At 60.5% G+C, this 14,133-nt stretch carries 12 protein-coding genes; 5 read left to right on the top strand and 7 right to left on the bottom strand.

All coding sequences use genetic code 11. The features are described 5' to 3' along the window. Position 1: 1 nt before the first annotated feature. The gene (locus PSFL_RS09415) at positions 2 to 1,327 is read right to left on the bottom strand and encodes a sigma-54 dependent transcriptional regulator (RefSeq protein ID WP_170059197.1); all 1,326 of its coding nucleotides are present in this window, start codon (positions 1,325 to 1,327) and stop codon (positions 2 to 4) included. Positions 1,328 to 1,667: 340 nt separating this feature from the next. Between PSFL_RS09415 and PSFL_RS09420 the strand changes: the two genes are divergently transcribed. Continuing rightward, positions 1,668 to 1,934, top strand: coding sequence for a hypothetical protein (locus PSFL_RS09420; protein WP_032861167.1), 267 nt, complete (start codon positions 1,668 to 1,670; stop codon positions 1,932 to 1,934). Between the two features lie 214 nt (positions 1,935 to 2,148). Next, a complete protein-coding gene (nhaB, locus tag PSFL_RS09425; protein ID WP_169960352.1) occupies positions 2,149 to 3,651 on the top strand; it encodes a sodium/proton antiporter NhaB in 1,503 nt (500 codons plus the stop codon). Here nhaB and PSFL_RS09430 read toward each other — a convergent pair. The 3 genes from PSFL_RS09430 to gnd are packed head-to-tail and all read right to left on the bottom strand — an operon-like array spanning position 3,639 to position 6,960. Then, positions 3,639 to 4,463, bottom strand: coding sequence for an HAD family hydrolase (locus PSFL_RS09430; protein WP_057436724.1), 825 nt, complete (start codon positions 4,461 to 4,463; stop codon positions 3,639 to 3,641). The genes nhaB and PSFL_RS09430 overlap by 13 nt on opposite strands. Then, positions 4,460 to 5,983 carry a glucose-6-phosphate dehydrogenase gene (gene zwf, locus PSFL_RS09435; protein WP_115128294.1) on the bottom strand — a complete coding sequence of 508 codons (1,524 nt, stop codon included), beginning with the start codon at positions 5,981 to 5,983 and terminating at the stop codon, positions 4,460 to 4,462. The genes PSFL_RS09430 and zwf overlap by 4 nt, the downstream gene beginning before the upstream one ends. Next, the gene (gnd, locus tag PSFL_RS09440) at positions 5,980 to 6,960 is read right to left on the bottom strand and encodes a phosphogluconate dehydrogenase (NAD(+)-dependent, decarboxylating) (RefSeq protein ID WP_057959424.1); all 981 of its coding nucleotides are present in this window, start codon (positions 6,958 to 6,960) and stop codon (positions 5,980 to 5,982) included. The genes zwf and gnd overlap by 4 nt, the downstream gene beginning before the upstream one ends. 278 nt (positions 6,961 to 7,238) lie before the next feature. Between gnd and PSFL_RS09445 the strand changes: the two genes are divergently transcribed. The 3 genes from PSFL_RS09445 to PSFL_RS09455 all read left to right on the top strand — a co-directional run bounded on the left by PSFL_RS09445 (position 7,239) and on the right by PSFL_RS09455 (position 9,600). Further along, on the top strand, positions 7,239 to 7,388 hold the full coding sequence (locus tag PSFL_RS09445; protein ID WP_220172963.1) for a DUF6026 family protein: 150 nt from the start codon (positions 7,239 to 7,241) through the stop codon (positions 7,386 to 7,388). A gap of 105 nt (positions 7,389 to 7,493) precedes the next feature. After that, positions 7,494 to 9,227 (top strand): phosphoethanolamine transferase CptA, encoded by a 1,734-nt coding sequence (locus PSFL_RS09450; protein WP_057959423.1) that lies wholly within the window; start codon positions 7,494 to 7,496, stop codon positions 9,225 to 9,227. Positions 9,228 to 9,378: 151 nt separating this feature from the next. Beyond that, complete coding sequence (locus tag PSFL_RS09455; protein WP_057436731.1) at positions 9,379 to 9,600, top strand: hypothetical protein; 222 nt, start codon at positions 9,379 to 9,381, stop codon at positions 9,598 to 9,600. Between the two features lie 123 nt (positions 9,601 to 9,723). Here PSFL_RS09455 and PSFL_RS09460 read toward each other — a convergent pair whose 3' ends face one another. From PSFL_RS09460 to pepN, 3 genes are all read right to left on the bottom strand, one after another. Beyond that, positions 9,724 to 10,215 (bottom strand): GNAT family N-acetyltransferase, encoded by a 492-nt coding sequence (locus PSFL_RS09460; protein ID WP_057436733.1) that lies wholly within the window; start codon positions 10,213 to 10,215, stop codon positions 9,724 to 9,726. Positions 10,216 to 10,365: 150 nt separating this feature from the next. After that, entirely contained in the window at positions 10,366 to 11,472 is a 1,107-nt protein-coding gene (gene zapE / locus PSFL_RS09465) for a cell division protein ZapE (protein WP_057436735.1), read from the bottom strand. Beyond that, positions 11,469 to 14,126: an aminopeptidase N gene (gene pepN, locus PSFL_RS09470; RefSeq protein ID WP_057436737.1), complete on the bottom strand. Its 2,658-nt coding sequence runs from the start codon at positions 14,124 to 14,126 to the stop codon at positions 11,469 to 11,471. Before pepN ends, zapE begins: the two co-directional genes overlap by 4 nt. Between the last annotated feature and the right edge of the window lie 7 nt (positions 14,127 to 14,133).

Raw genomic sequence — 14,133 nt, forward strand, 5'->3', positions numbered from 1 at the left:
CCTAGCGGATCTGGTGCTTGTGCAGTAACCGGTAGAAGGTAGGCCGGGAAACCCCCAGCACCCGGGCGGCAACACTCAGGTTGTCGCTGTGGCGGTTCAGCACATCGCACAGCGCCTGGCGTTCGGCGCGGTGCTTATAGTCTTCCAGTGTAGCCATGGGCAGCGCGATTGCCTTTTGGCTTTGCAAACCCAGGTCGGCCGCTTCGATTTGCCGCCCTTCGGCCAGGACCAGGCCGCGCCGCACCCGGTTGGCCAGTTCGCGCACATTGCCCGGCCAACCATGCTTGCCCATGGCGAGCAGCGCGTCCTCGCTGAAACTGCGCGGACGGCGCCCGGTTTCCTGGCTGTAGAACCGGGAAAAATGATTGGCCAGCATCCCCACATCGCCATGGCGCTCACGCAGCGGTGCGGTGACCACTTGCAGGACATTGAGCCGGTAGTACAAGTCTTCGCGAAAGGTGCCCTTTTCGATGGCCGCTTCCAGATCGACGTGCGTCGCGGCCAACACCCTGACATCCACCGGGATCGGCTGGCTGCCACCGACACGCTCGATATGTTTTTCCTGGAGAAAGCGCAACAGGTTGGCTTGCAACTCCATCGGCAGGTCACCGATTTCGTCGAGGAACAGGGTGCCGCCATTGGCCGCTTCGATGCGCCCGATCTTGCGTTGGTGGGCGCCGGTGAATGCGCCTTTTTCATGGCCAAACAGTTCGGACTGGATCAGGTGTTCCGGAATAGCCCCGCAATTGATCGCCACGAATGGCTTGGCGTGCCGCTGGGATTGCCGGTGCAAGGTCTTGGCCACCAGTTCCTTGCCGGTGCCGCTGTCGCCACGGATCAGAATCGGCGACTCGGTAGGGGCCAGTTTCGCCAGCAGTTTGCGCAGTTCGCGGATTGGCCGGCTGTCACCCAACAGTTCATGTTCGGGCTCGGTCACATAGGCGCAGCCTTTACCCCGCAAGCGTGCCATGCCAAAGGCTCGGCCCAGGGTGACCTGGACGCGCGCCACATCGAACGGCAAGGTATGGAAGTCAAAAAACCATTCACAGACAAAGTCGCCGACGTTCTGCAGGCGCAGCATCTCGGGGCTGAGCACGGCGATCCATTCGGTACCGCTGCGACTGATCAGCTCCTTGACCGCCTCGGGTCGCTCCAGGTGTTTGGCCTGGAGTCGCAATAATCCGACGTCACAGGTGCGATCGCCCAAGGCATCCAGGGCACAGCTGTCCACTGCCCATCCAGCCGCCCGCAAACCAGGCAATAACTGGTGGCAGTCGTCACAGGGATCGACCACAAGCAAGCGACGCAGGGCTGGTGTAACAACCATGACTATTCCTTGGCGTCAAAAACATTAAAGTTATTTAGAAACAACAGTTTGGGTGAGCTGCTCATAACCCTAGCAAGAACTTGACACTACGCTTGTATCGTTTCGCGATAAAAGCTCTCGGGATACGGCATTTGGCTATCAACCCGCTTTAGTGCGGCGATTTGAATCTTTCCACGCCTTTCAAAAGCGCCGCTTACATGACGTTAATCACGAAAAGTTGAATTTTCTTGTTTTAGCATGTGACCCGTACCCCGTCATCGTGCATCAGTACAGGTACTAGCCGAACGGTAAGCCCAACCGACGGCACATCTTTTGATTGGGCACTTAGAGAGAAGACCCCATGAACGCCCCGCTCCGTATCAACGAAGCTCTTTTGATCGCAGACCGTGCTTTCCAACCCTTTCACTGCGTGGCCTGGGCCCCACAAGACGGTACTGGCGAGCTGAGCCTGACCGTGATCGACCGCACCGAAAACCGCATCGGGCGCAAACAGATTCCTTGCAGCACCTATTCCGATCCAAAACAATTGGAAACCCTGCTGCTGCAAGCCCGCGCCGAACTCAATGGCGAAGGCTATCAGCTACAGTCCTGGGCAATGCCCAAGTAAGTTAACGCAGCTACTGCGACATAACGTCGCCTCTTATATCGGCTGCAACTTGTTAAGACTATTAAACCCGTGGCGAGTGAGTTTGATCCTCGCCACGGGTTTGCGTGCCTGAAACTTTCGTCTCGCCCTTTTTATATAGCCGCCATGCCATGATCACTTGATCTTCCAGTGAGCCTCGGGCACCTTGCGCACTTCTCGCCCCCAGGAGCACCCCATGTCCGGATCAATGGCCCAGGCCTTCGCCCATAATTTCCTTGGGCACTCGCCCCGTTGGTACAAGGCCAGCATCCTCACGTTCCTGATCCTCAACCCCCTGGTGCTTTGGGCTTTCGGTCCGGTCGCGGCCGGCTGGTTGCTGGTGGCAGAGTTCATTTTCACCCTGGCTATGGCGCTGCACTGCTACCCGTTGATGCCCGGAGGGCTGTTGATGGTCGAGGCGCTGCTATTGCGCATGACCACGCCTCAGGCGCTGTACGACGAGCTGCTGCATAACTTCCCGGTGATCCTGCTGCTGATGTTTATGGTGGCCGGCATCTACTTTATGAAGGACTTGCTGCTGTACCTGTTTTCGCGCCTGCTGCTGGGCGTGCGGTCCAAGGCACTGCTGGGGCTGATGTTCTGCTTCTTGTCGGCCTTCCTGTCAGCCTTTCTCGATGCCTTGACCGTCACTGCGGTGATTATCAGTGCCGCCGTGGGCTTCTATTCGGTGTATCACCGGGTGGCTTCAGGCAATGATCCACGCCAGGACAGCGAGTATAGCGACGACCATCACCTGCCCACCTTGCACCACGCCGACCTGGAGCAGTTCCGCGCCTTCCTGCGCAGCCTGTTGATGCACGGCGCCGTCGGCACTGCTCTGGGTGGCGTGTGTACCTTGGTGGGCGAACCGCAGAATCTGTTGATCGGCCACGAAATGGGCTGGAACTTCAGCCAGTTCTTCCAACAGATCGCCCCGGTCTCGTTGCCAGTGCTGGCGGCGGGCCTGGTGACCTGCGTGCTGCTGGAAAAGCTGCGCTGGTTTGGCTATGGCACCCTGCTGCCGGACAACGTGCGTCAGGTGCTGGCCAACTACGCCCATGAGGACAACGCCGAACGCACCCCGCGCCAGCGCGCAGCGCTGATTGTCCAAGGCCTGGCTGCACTGATTCTGATCGCCGGGCTGGCCTTGCATATCGCCGAGGTTGGCTTGATCGGCCTGCTGGTAATTGTACTGATCACCGCCTTCACCGGGATTACCGAAGAACATCGCATCGGCAACGCCTTCAAGGACGCCCTGCCCTTTACTGCCCTGCTGGTGGTGTTTTTCGCCGTGGTCGCGGTGATACATGATCAACAGTTGTTCAACCCACTGATCCAGTGGGTGCTGGCCCTGCCCGCCGACCAGCAGCCGGGCATGCTGTTTATTGCCAACGGCCTGCTGTCAGCCATCAGCGACAACGTGTTTGTAGCAACAATCTATATCACCGAGGTCAAGCAGGCGTTTGTGTCCGGGCATATGAGCCGCGAGCATTTCGAGACCCTGGCCATCGCGATCAATACCGGGACCAACCTGCCCAGCGTGGCAACGCCCAATGGCCAGGCAGCGTTCCTGTTCTTGTTGACGTCGGCGATTGCGCCGCTGATTCGCCTGTCCTACGGGCGCATGGTGTGGATGGCGCTGCCGTACACGGTGGTGATGGGCGTGCTGGGCTGGTACGGGGTCAGTTACTGGCTGTGAAGGATCAACCGTTCAATGGCTTCGGCAGCACCGTCCTCGACATTGCTGCCGGTGACCAGGTTGGCCTGACGTTTGACCACCTCTTCTGCCTGCCCCATGGCAATCGACAACCCGGCCACTTCAAACATCGCCGGATCATTGCCACCATCGCCGATGGCTGCCGTCTGCTCCAGCGCTACCCCAAGGTGCGCAGCCAGGGTTTTCAGGGCATCGCCCTTGTTGGCCTTCATTGCGGTGATATCGAGATAGACCGGCTGCGAACGCGAAACCTGAGCCAAGCCTGCAACCTTGGGCTGCAAGCGCGCTTCCAGCTCGACCAGCAACTGTGCATTGGCGCTGGCGGCGACGATCTTGTCGATCCGCCCCAGGAACGGCTCGAAACTCTCCACCACGACCGGCGCATAACCGAGGCCATGCTGCTCCCGAGGCACCATCGGGCCCGAGGGGTCACGCAGCAGCCACTCACCATCGGCAAACACCCATATTTCCACCTCCGGCTGGTCGCACAACAGTGCCAGGGTGATCAACGCTGCCTCTGCCGGCAAGTGGTGGGCCACCAGAATGCTGCCATCCGGGTTCACCAGGGTGCCGCCGTTGAACCCCGCCGTGGGCACATCGACGCCCAGGGCTTCGATCTGCTGCAACATCGCCCTCGGCGGCCGCCCGGTGGCCAGGCTGAAAAACACCCCGGCTTCGCGCAGCGCCCGCACGGCAGCGATGGTGCGCTGGCTGAGGCTGTGATCGGGCAGCAACAAGGTGCCGTCCATATCACTCAACAAAAAACGGATGGGGTGAATCGTCTCCTCACTCATCCGAGGCTATGCCAGGCGCGGCCATCACGGGCCAGCAACGCATCCGCTGCCGCTGGGCCGTCTTCCCCGGCCTTGTAAGCCTGAATGCCATCGTCCTTCTGCCAGGCATCGAGAAACGGTTGTACCGCACGCCAGCCGTTTTCGATGTTATCGGCACGCTGGAACAGGGTCTGATCGCCGGTCAGGCAATCATAGATCAGCGTCTCGTAGCCGGTGGAAGGCTGCATCTCGAAGAAGTCCTTGTAGGCAAAGCCCAGCTGGATGTTGGCCATGTCCAGGGTCGGCCCGGGCTTTTTCGCCAGCAGGTCGAACCACATGCCTTCATTGGGCTGGATCTGGATTTTCAGGTACGTCGGCTTGACCTCGTCGACTTCGGTATCGCGAAACTGGGCATAGGGCGCTGGTTTGAAGCAGATAACGATTTCGGTGTCGCGCACGCTCATGCGCTTGCCGGTGCGCAGGTAGAACGGCACGCCGACCCAACGCCAGTTATCAATCATCACCTTGAGCGCAACGAAGGTTTCGGTGCTGCTGTCCGGGGCCACATTGGCCTCCTGCCGATAGCCCGGCAGCGCCTTGCCGCCGATCTCGCCGGCGGTGTACTGGCCGCGCACCGAGTTGGCCCGTGCATCCTCCAGCGACCAGGGGCGCACGGCCCCGATCACCTTGGCCTTCTCGCCACGCACCGCATCGGCGCCAAAGGCTGCCGGCGGTTCCATGGCAATCATCGCCAGCAACTGGAACAGGTGGTTGGGCACCATATCGCGCAGGGTGCCGGTGTTTTCGAAGAAACTGCCCCGGGTTTCCACACCGACCGTTTCGGCAGCGGTGATCTGCACGTGGTCAATGTAGTGGTTGTTCCAGAACGCCTCGAACAGCACGTTGGAGAAACGGCTGATCAGAATGTTCTGCACCGTTTCCTTGCCCAGGTAATGGTCGATGCGGTAGATCTGCTTCTCAGTCATGACCTTGAGCAGACAGGCGTTGAGCGCCTCGGCGGTGGCCAGGTCGGAGCCGAACGGCTTTTCGATGACCACGCGGCGGAAAGCCCCGGGGCTTTCCTCCAGCAGGTTGGCCCGGCCCAGGCGCTGCACCACTTCACTGAAGAAGCGCGGCGCGGTGGCCAGGTAGAACACCGCGTTGCCCGTGCCGCTGTCGGCGATTTTGCTGGCGATGTCGGCATAGGTGCCGTCATCGAGAAAATCGCCCTGCACGTAGCTGATGCCCTTGGCCAACTGGGCCCACAACTGTGGGTCCAGTGCATGTTCGGCATTCCCCTTGACCTTGCTCGCTGCTTCGGTGCGGATGAAGTCTTCGAGTTTCTTGGCGAAGTCTGCATCGCTGATAGCGTTGTGATCCACCCCGACAATCCGCAGCCCCTCACCCAGCAAGCCATCGCGACTGAGGTTGTACAGCGCCGGCATCAGCAGGCGCTTGACCAGGTCGCCATGGGCGCCGAACAGGAACAAGGTAGTGGGTGGAGCGGGTTCGGCCTTGGGTTTCTTGCCGGTGGCCGTCATTTTTTGGAAGTCTCCACATGGCCGCCAAAGCCGAAGCGCATGGCCGACAGCAGCTTGTCACCGTAAGTGCTTTGCTGGCGCGAGCGGAACCGGGCAAACAACGAGTTGGACAGCACCGGTACCGGTACCGATTGCTCCATGGCCGCTTCGATGGTCCAGCGCCCTTCGCCGCTGTCGGCCACGGAACCGGAGTAACCGTCGAGCTTGGGGTCGGTCGCCAGGGCATCGGCTGTGAGGTCGAGCAGCCAGGAGGACACAACGCTGCCGCGACGCCAGACTTCGGCGATATCGGCCACGTTCAGGTCAAAACGTTGTTCTGGCGGCAGGTTTTCCGAGTTCTTGGTCTTGAGAATGTCAAAGCCTTCGGCAAACGCCTGCATCATGCCGTACTCGATGCCGTTGTGGATCATCTTCACGAAGTGCCCGGAACCGGCAGGGCCGGCGTGGATATAGCCACGTTCGGCGCGGTCGTCGGTAGCGGTACGGTCCTTGGTGCGCGGGATATCGCCCAGGCCCGGCGCGAGGGTGGCGAAGATCGGGTCCAGGTGCTTGACGGTCTCGGCGTCGCCGCCAATCATCATGCAGTAACCGCGCTCCAGGCCCCACACGCCACCGGAAGTGCCGACGTCGATGTAGTGTAGGCCTTTTTCCGCCAGGGCCTTGCCGCGACGTACGTCATCTTTATAGAAGGTGTTGCCGCCGTCGATGATCACATCGCCGGGTTCCATCAGTTCGCTCAGGTCGTTGATCGTGGTTTCGGTGGGCTCGCCCGCCGGTAACATGACCCAGACAGCCCGCGGCTTTTGCAGGCCCGCGACCAGGGCAGGCAGATCAGCAACGCCGGTCGCGCCCTCTTCACTCAAGCCTTTGACGAATGCTTCATTGCGGTCGTAGACCACGGTGGTATGCCCATTGAGCATCAAGCGGCGCGCAATATTCCCGCCCATGCGGCCTAGTCCGATAATCCCCAGTTGCATGTATTGATGCTCCCAACTACAAATAAAAATGTGTGACACAGTTTATAGCGCAATGACGAATTAGTCCGGCGCCAATCGCACTAGTTTCATCACAAAAAGAGGCCATCGTTTCACCATCACTGGCAGAAAAGTCACAGCGACCCTGAAAAATAAAAAAGTTCCCTTGAGCCCAAAAAGAAATCAGAATCGCCCCTGACTCCTGCCAAGGGCCTCGACTCAAGCGCTCTGGCACCGCGATACACCGGCTATTTGCGAGGTAAGCAATGCGCACAGCACAGATGACACGCCCGCCACAGACCCTATACGTCACCGTCCGCCGCGACGAACTGCGCCAGCTGAAGGACGAACGCGAGCAGTTGCAGCAGGAAGTGATCCGTCTGCGGGCGCAGTTGCAGGCTCAGTTGGCAAACCAAGCCATTACCTGCTGAACCCCAGGTCCAACTCACAAACTTTTCACCCGCCCTTCCCGATAATCCTGCGCCAGAACGCCGCCTCGCGCATGGGCGGCGGCAATTATCGGGTTGGAGCGCTGCATGGCGAGCACGAAGTCTGCAAAAGGGTTTGATTGGGCCGGCCTGGGCTGGATGTTCCTGTTTTTCTGGTATTTCTCCGGTATTACCCAACTGCTGATCCAACTGACCGGCACCTCGGGCTTCAGTGGTTTCCGCCAGGCGTTCTTCATGAGTGCGCTGTGGTTGGCACCCATGCTGCTGTTCCCGCGTCGCGCCCGGCTACTCGCCGCGCTGATCGGTGTGGTGCTGTGGGCCTGTTCCATGGCCAGCCTGGGCTACTTCTTTATTTACCAGCAGGAATTTTCCCAGAGCGTCATCTTCATCATGTTCGAGTCGAACATCTCTGAAGCCGGCGAGTATGCAACGCAATACTTTGCCTGGTGGATCGTGCTGGCCTTTATTGCCCACACAGCCCTGGCCGTCTTCCTCTGGACCCGTGTGCGCCCGGTCTACCTGCCCCGGGGCCGGGCAATGGTCGCGGCGACGGCCATTGTGCTGGCGATTGTCGGCTATCCGCTGGTCAAGCAGATTGCCACCAACGACACCCTGGAACGGGCCATCGATGGCTTCGAAACCCGAGTCGAACCTGCCGTGCCGTGGCAGATGATTGTTGCCTATCGCCGCTACACCCAGCAGTTGAACAACATGCAGGGCATGCTCGACAACGTCAGCAAGATCCCGCCCCTGAGCAACTTCAAGGACAGCATGGCCGGCCAACCGTCGACCCTGGTGCTGGTGATCGGCGAGTCCACCAACCGGCAGCGCATGAGCCTCTACGGCTACCCGCGCAAGACCACGCCGGAGCTGGACAAGCTGCGTGACCAATTGGATGTGTTCGACAACGTCATCACCCCGCGCCCCTACACCATCGAGGCGCTGCAACAGGTACTGACCTTTGCCGATGAAGACAATCCGGATCTGTATCTGAAGACCCCTTCCATCGTCAGCATGATGAAACAGGCTGGCTACAAGACCTTCTGGATCACCAACCAGCAGACCATGACCAAGCGCAACACCATGCTCACCACGTTCTCCGAACAGGCCGACGAGCAGGTGTACCTCAACAACAACCGTAACCAGAACGCCCGCCAGTACGATGGCGACGTGCTGGAGCCGTTCTCCAAGGCCCTGGCCGACAAGGCCGAGCGCAAGCTGATCGTGGTGCACCTGCTGGGTACCCATATGAGCTATCAGTACCGCTACCCGCCAAGCTTCGACACCTTTACCGACCGCCAGGGTGTCCCGGACGCGGTCAGTGACGACCAGCTGCCGACCTACAACAGCTATGACAACGCAGTGCGCTACAACGACTTCGTGGTGTCGAGCCTGATCAAGGACTACGCCAAGACCGACCCCAATGGGTTCCTGCTGTACCTCTCCGACCACGGCGAGGATGTGTTCGACTCAGCGGGCCATGACACCCTGGGCCGCAACGAGGGCAAACCGACAGCCCCGATGTACACCATCCCCTTCATGACCTGGGCCTCGCCGAAGTGGCGCGCCACCCACGACTGGAACATGCAGGGCGATATACAACGGCCCTACAGCAGCTCGCAGTTGATTCATACCTGGGCCGACCTGGCCGGCTTGAGTTTCGACGAACTGGACCGCAGCCGCAGCCTGGTCAGCGACAGCTTCAAGCCACGGCCATTGCTGATCGGCGATCCCTACCAGCGTTCGCAGAAGGCCTTGATCGACTTCAGCCTGATCAAGCCCAAAGCCAGTACCGCACCCCGGAGTGTGGTCCAGAAGTAAACGACCCGCGCCCCGTCCAGAGTTAACCCCTGCGGTTAACTCTGGATGTGCTTGACGTTAACCCCCACTTAATTAGCTTCCTACAGACTATTCCCATAAATCTGACCAGGGACGGTGCAGACACGATCACTTTTTAATGGGAATACCTGCGATGAAACTTTCAACCTTGATGCTTGCTGGCCTGCTGGGCCTGACCTCCGCTGCCGCCTTCGCCGAAGGCGGCGCTGAGCGCGTGAAGGAGCACTTCGATAATTTCAGCTTCACCCAGAAACAAATCCACAGCGACACCGAACAGACGGCGGCTGCCGACGCCAAGGGTGCTGAATCCGGATCCACCCAACACACGCGGGATGCTGAGCAACCCAAAGGCTGATGCACGAGTAATACCCGGCACCATTATGCTCTGGTGGTGAAGGTCAATTTGGCGCCCTGTACGGGGCGCTTTTTTTTGCCTGGTCGAACCTTCCCAAGGGGAGCGCGGGAACGACCTGAGGATTTAGAGGGCCTTGCTCCAGAACAGCATGCGGCCATGGGCAGGGTCGAAGATCGAGTCATCGAAGCCAAACTTGCGGTACGACGCCTGCGCCACTGGATTACCTTCCAGCACTTCCAGGGTGATCTTGCAGCAACCGCGCTGGCGGGCGATTTCCTCGACCTTTTGCAGCATTTTCTGGCTCAGGCCCAGGCCTCGGAACGGTTCCTTGACCACCACATCATGCACGTTGACCAGCGGCCGGCAGGCAAAGGTCGAAAACCCTTCAAAACAGTTAACGAGCCCGGCAGGCTCGCCGCCAACAAAGGCCAGCACGCTGAAGGCATGGGGACGCTTGGCCAATTCCGCCGGCAATTGTTGCAGCAGGTCGGCGGACAGGGCATGGCCACCGCCCATGGGGTCTTGTGCATAGTGGTTGAGCAACAGGCCAATGGCCTCGGCGTGCACGGAGTTGCTGTAGCTGGCTTGCAGCACCAATATTTCTGCGGCTTCCATTTCCTTCCTCGATAACTGCCCGGCAGGGATGAGCTCCCCGCAAAAGCTCGATTGTAAGCGGGGTGTAGGGGTTAGATGAAGGAGATTAACTACAACTTGGCGCGGGAAAAAGCCATCAGGCAAATGATTGTGTCAGTGGGCCAATGGCCACTACTGACCAAAGCGTTGCAACTGCATTTCTTGCAAACGACTGAGGGTGCGGCGGAACGCAAACTCCAGGTAACCCTCGGTGTACAACTCGGCCAAGGGCACCCTGGCTTCGATGTACAGCGGGACCTTGCGGTCGTAGCACTCATCCACCAGGGCGATAAACCGGCGCACACTGTCATCGTGCACCGACAACGCCGGCAGCTCGCGGTCGCCCGCCTCCACGCGCTGGGCACCATCCTCGGTACCACGGGCAATCCGCCCAGGACGTGTCGAGGCGCTCAGCCCGGGCACTTCGCCGAGCAATATGGCGCTATAGCGATCACACAGCTGCATGAAATCCATGGCCGCCAGCGGTTGTTCGCACAGATCAGCGTAGCGGCACCACAGCACCGTTTCGCTGGACTGCACCGTAACAATGCGCCGCGAACCGACCATAACCGGCGCCTCACTGCAGGCTTGTCCAGCGCTCAAACGCTGGAAAACCGCGGCCAATGCTCGTGGTTGATCGACCCAGTAGCGCTGCTCGGCGGTGCCCGGATGCAAGCGGTGATCCTCACTGCCGTCTACCGCCACCACCTGCATATGGGCCTCAATCGCCTCGATAGCCGGCATGAAGCGTTCGCGGTTGAAACCGTCGGCGTACAACTGCCTGGGTGGCTGGTTGGAGGTGCAGACCATTACCACCCCTTCGTCGAACATCACCTGGAACAGGCGCCCGAGGATGATCGCGTCACCAATGTCATTGACGAACAGCTCGTCGAAACACAGCACCCGCACGTCCCCGGCCAACTCGCGGGCCAGGGCCTGCAAAGGGTCCGGGGTGCCGGTCAACTGGAACAGACGTTGATGGACCCAGCCCATGAAGTGATGGAAGTGCTGGCGCCGCGCGGGCACTCGCAGGCTCTGGTGGAACTGATCCATCAGCCAGGTCTTGCCCCGCCCCACCGGCCCCCACAGATAAACGCCGGTGACCGGTGCGTCGGCGCCCTGGTGCAATGCCCCATGGCAGGCCTGCAACGCCTCGACCGCCCGGCGTTGCGCGTCGTCTGCCACAAAACCATCGGCCAGGGCCCGCTGGTAGGCGGCCAGTGGTGAGTCGGCCGTCATGCGAGGCTTTTGCTGACCACCTCGAACACATCGCTGGACAGCTCGCCCGAACCACGGATGCGCTCCAGCTCAGCCTTCATCAGCGCCTGACGGGCGCTGTCGTATTTGCGCCAGCGGGTCAGTGGCGCCAACTGCCGCGAGGCGATCTGCGGGTTGAAGGCATTCAGCTCGATCACCAGGTCCGCCAGAAAGCGATAGCCCGAGCCATCGGCTGCATGGAAGTTGATCAGGTTCTGCCCGGCAAAGGCACCGACCAGCGCGCGCACCTTGTTCGGGTTCTTGATATTGAACGCCGGGTGCTGCATCAGGGCCTTGACCCGCGCAAGCCCGCCCGGCAACACGCTCCCGGCCTGGACGCTGAACCATTGGTCCATGACCAGGGGGTTGTCCTTGAAGTTCTCGGCAAACACTTGCAGGGCCGTGGCCTTCTCGGCATCGAACGGCGAGTTGACCAGCACCGCCAATGCCGTCAGGCGTTCGGTCATGTTGTCACACGCGTCGAACTGCTCCAGGGTCGCCGCCAGTACTTCGGGCTTGCCGCTGAGCATCAGGTAAGACAGCGCGATGTTCTGCAGGGCGCGGCGCGCGAAGTGCTCGGCCGACGCCACGTAAGGCGTGTTGCGCGACAGGTCGCGGTTAGCCTGGTAGCGCAGCCACAGGCCTTCGAACAGATTATCGGCCAACTGCTTGCGCGCAAACTCGCGGGCAGCGTGGATCGCATCGACGTCAGCCACTTCGCTGATTTCGGTCAGGTAGGCTTCACCCGGCAACGACAACATTTCGGCGACCATGGCCTGGTCCAGGCTTTCGTCGCTCAACACGCTGCGCAGCGCATTGACCAGCCGTTGATCCAGCACCAGGGCCTGGCCCTGCTGGTGTTGGCTGATCAGGTCCTGCAACACCTGCACCGCCAGTTGCTGGCCCGCCTCCCAACGGTTGAAGCCGTCACTGTCGTGCTGCATCAGGAACATCAACTGGTCACGGCTGTAGGGGAAGCTCAGCTTCACCGGCGCCGAGAAGCCACGCAGCAGCGACGGCAAGGGTTGTTCAGGGATATCGACGAAGGTGAACGTCTGCTCGGCCTCAGTCACCGACAACACTCGCGAGGTGCCCTGCGCCGCCGCTTCACCGGCCAGACGCAACGGCAGATCAGCCCCATTGGCGTCCAGCAGGCCCAGGGCCACCGGAATCACGAATGGCAGTTTTTCTACGTTGTCCGGGGTTTGCGGGCAGCTCTGGCGCAAGGTCAGGCTGTAGGTCTTGGCGGTAGCGTCGTAGGACTCGCTCACTACCAGGCGTGGCGTGCCGGCCTGGCTGTACCAGCGTTTGAACTGGGTCAGGTCGGCACCGTTGGCGTCTTCCATGGCCTTGATAAAGTCATCACAGGTCACGGCCTGGCCGTCGTGGCGTTCAAAGTACAGGTCACTGCCTTTGCGAAAGCCCTCGGCGCCGAGCAAGGTGTGGATCATCCCGACCACTTCCGAACCCTTTTCGTACACGGTCAGGGTGTAGAAGTTGGAGATTTCGATAAAGCTGTCCGGGCGCACAGCGTGGGCCATCGGCCCTGCATCTTCGGCGAATTGGTGGGTGCGCAGGTAGGCCACATCCTGGATACGCTTGACGGTGGCCGAGTTCATATCCGCAGAGAAGTGCGAATCGCGGAACACCGTGAAGCCTTCCTTGAGCGACAGCTGGAACCAGTCGCGGCAGGTCACGCGGTTGCCCGACCAGTTGTGGAAGTATTCGTGGGCGACGATGGCCTCGACGCGCTGATGCGCGGCGTCGGTCGCGGTTTCGGCGCGGGCAAGCACGGCGCTGGAGTTGAAGATGTTCAGGCCCTTGTTTTCCATGGCGCCCATATTGAAGTCGTTGACGGCGACGATCATGAAGATATCCAGGTCGTATTCGCGACCATAGACTTCTTCATCCCAGCGCATGGACTTCTTCAGGCTGTTCATGGCGTGCTGGCACTTGTCGATGTTTTCCGGCTCGACATAAATGCGCAGCGCGACGGTGCGCTGGCTCATGGTGGTGAAGGTGTCTTCGACGCACCACAGGTCGCCGGCCACCAGGGCGAACAGGTAGGCCGGCTTCTTGAACGGGTCTTCCCAGGTCGCCCAGTGCCGACCGTCTTCACCGGGGCCGCTGGCAATCGGGTTGCCGTTGGACAGCAGCACCGGATAGCTGTGCTGCTCGGCGATCACCGTGGTGGTGAACGTGCTCATCACGTCCGGGCGGTCAAGGTAGTAGGTGATCTTGCGGAAGCCCTCGGCCTCGCATTGGGTACAGAACATGCCACCGGACTTGTACAAGCCTTCCAGGGCGGTGTTGGTTTGCGGGTGGATGCGCACGCTGGTGTCGACCGTGAAGCTGTCACTGGTCGGCTGCAACGTCAGGTGGCTCTCGCTCAATTGGTAGTCGGTGGCGCTCAGTTCCTGGTCACCCAGGGCCACACTCAGCAGTTCCAACTGCTGGCCATCGAGCACCAGCGGCGGCAGGCCGGTGCCGCGCTCGGGATTGCGGCGCATCACCAGCTGCGCGTGGACCAGGCTATGGTCCTCGAACAACTCGAAGGTCAGGTGAGTCTCGTCGATCAGGTACTCGGGCGCCTGATAGTCCTTCAGGTAAATCATCTTCGGTTGTTCGGTGCGCATGCGTGAA

The organism is Pseudomonas sp. DD1, from assembly GCF_044510355.1.
Classification (GTDB): domain Bacteria; phylum Pseudomonadota; class Gammaproteobacteria; order Pseudomonadales; family Pseudomonadaceae; genus Aquipseudomonas; species Aquipseudomonas shahriarae.

Bases quoted from the DNA above. Each gene is read 5' to 3' on its own strand.
- zwf (WP_115128294.1), bottom strand. From the start codon at position 5,983: ATGACGGCCACCGGCAAGAAACCCAAGGCCGAACCCGCTCCACCCACT.
- PSFL_RS09445 (WP_220172963.1), top strand. From the start codon at position 7,239: ATGACACGCCCGCCACAGACCCTATACGTCACCGTCCGCCGCGACGAA.
- nhaB (WP_169960352.1), top strand. From the start codon at position 2,149: ATGTCCGGATCAATGGCCCAGGCCTTCGCCCATAATTTCCTTGGGCAC.
- pepN (WP_057436737.1), bottom strand. From the start codon at position 14,126: ATGCGCACCGAACAACCGAAGATGATTTACCTGAAGGACTATCAGGCG.
- gnd (WP_057959424.1), bottom strand. From the start codon at position 6,960: ATGCAACTGGGGATTATCGGACTAGGCCGCATGGGCGGGAATATTGCG.
- zapE (WP_057436735.1), bottom strand. From the start codon at position 11,472: ATGACGGCCGACTCACCACTGGCCGCCTACCAGCGGGCCCTGGCCGAT.
- PSFL_RS09460 (WP_057436733.1), bottom strand. From the start codon at position 10,215: ATGGAAGCCGCAGAAATATTGGTGCTGCAAGCCAGCTACAGCAACTCC.
- PSFL_RS09430 (WP_057436724.1), bottom strand. From the start codon at position 4,463: ATGAGTGAGGAGACGATTCACCCCATCCGTTTTTTGTTGAGTGATATG.
- PSFL_RS09420 (WP_032861167.1), top strand. From the start codon at position 1,668: ATGAACGCCCCGCTCCGTATCAACGAAGCTCTTTTGATCGCAGACCGT.
- PSFL_RS09415 (WP_170059197.1), bottom strand. From the start codon at position 1,327: ATGGTTGTTACACCAGCCCTGCGTCGCTTGCTTGTGGTCGATCCCTGT.
- PSFL_RS09450 (WP_057959423.1), top strand. From the start codon at position 7,494: ATGGCGAGCACGAAGTCTGCAAAAGGGTTTGATTGGGCCGGCCTGGGC.
- PSFL_RS09455 (WP_057436731.1), top strand. From the start codon at position 9,379: ATGAAACTTTCAACCTTGATGCTTGCTGGCCTGCTGGGCCTGACCTCC.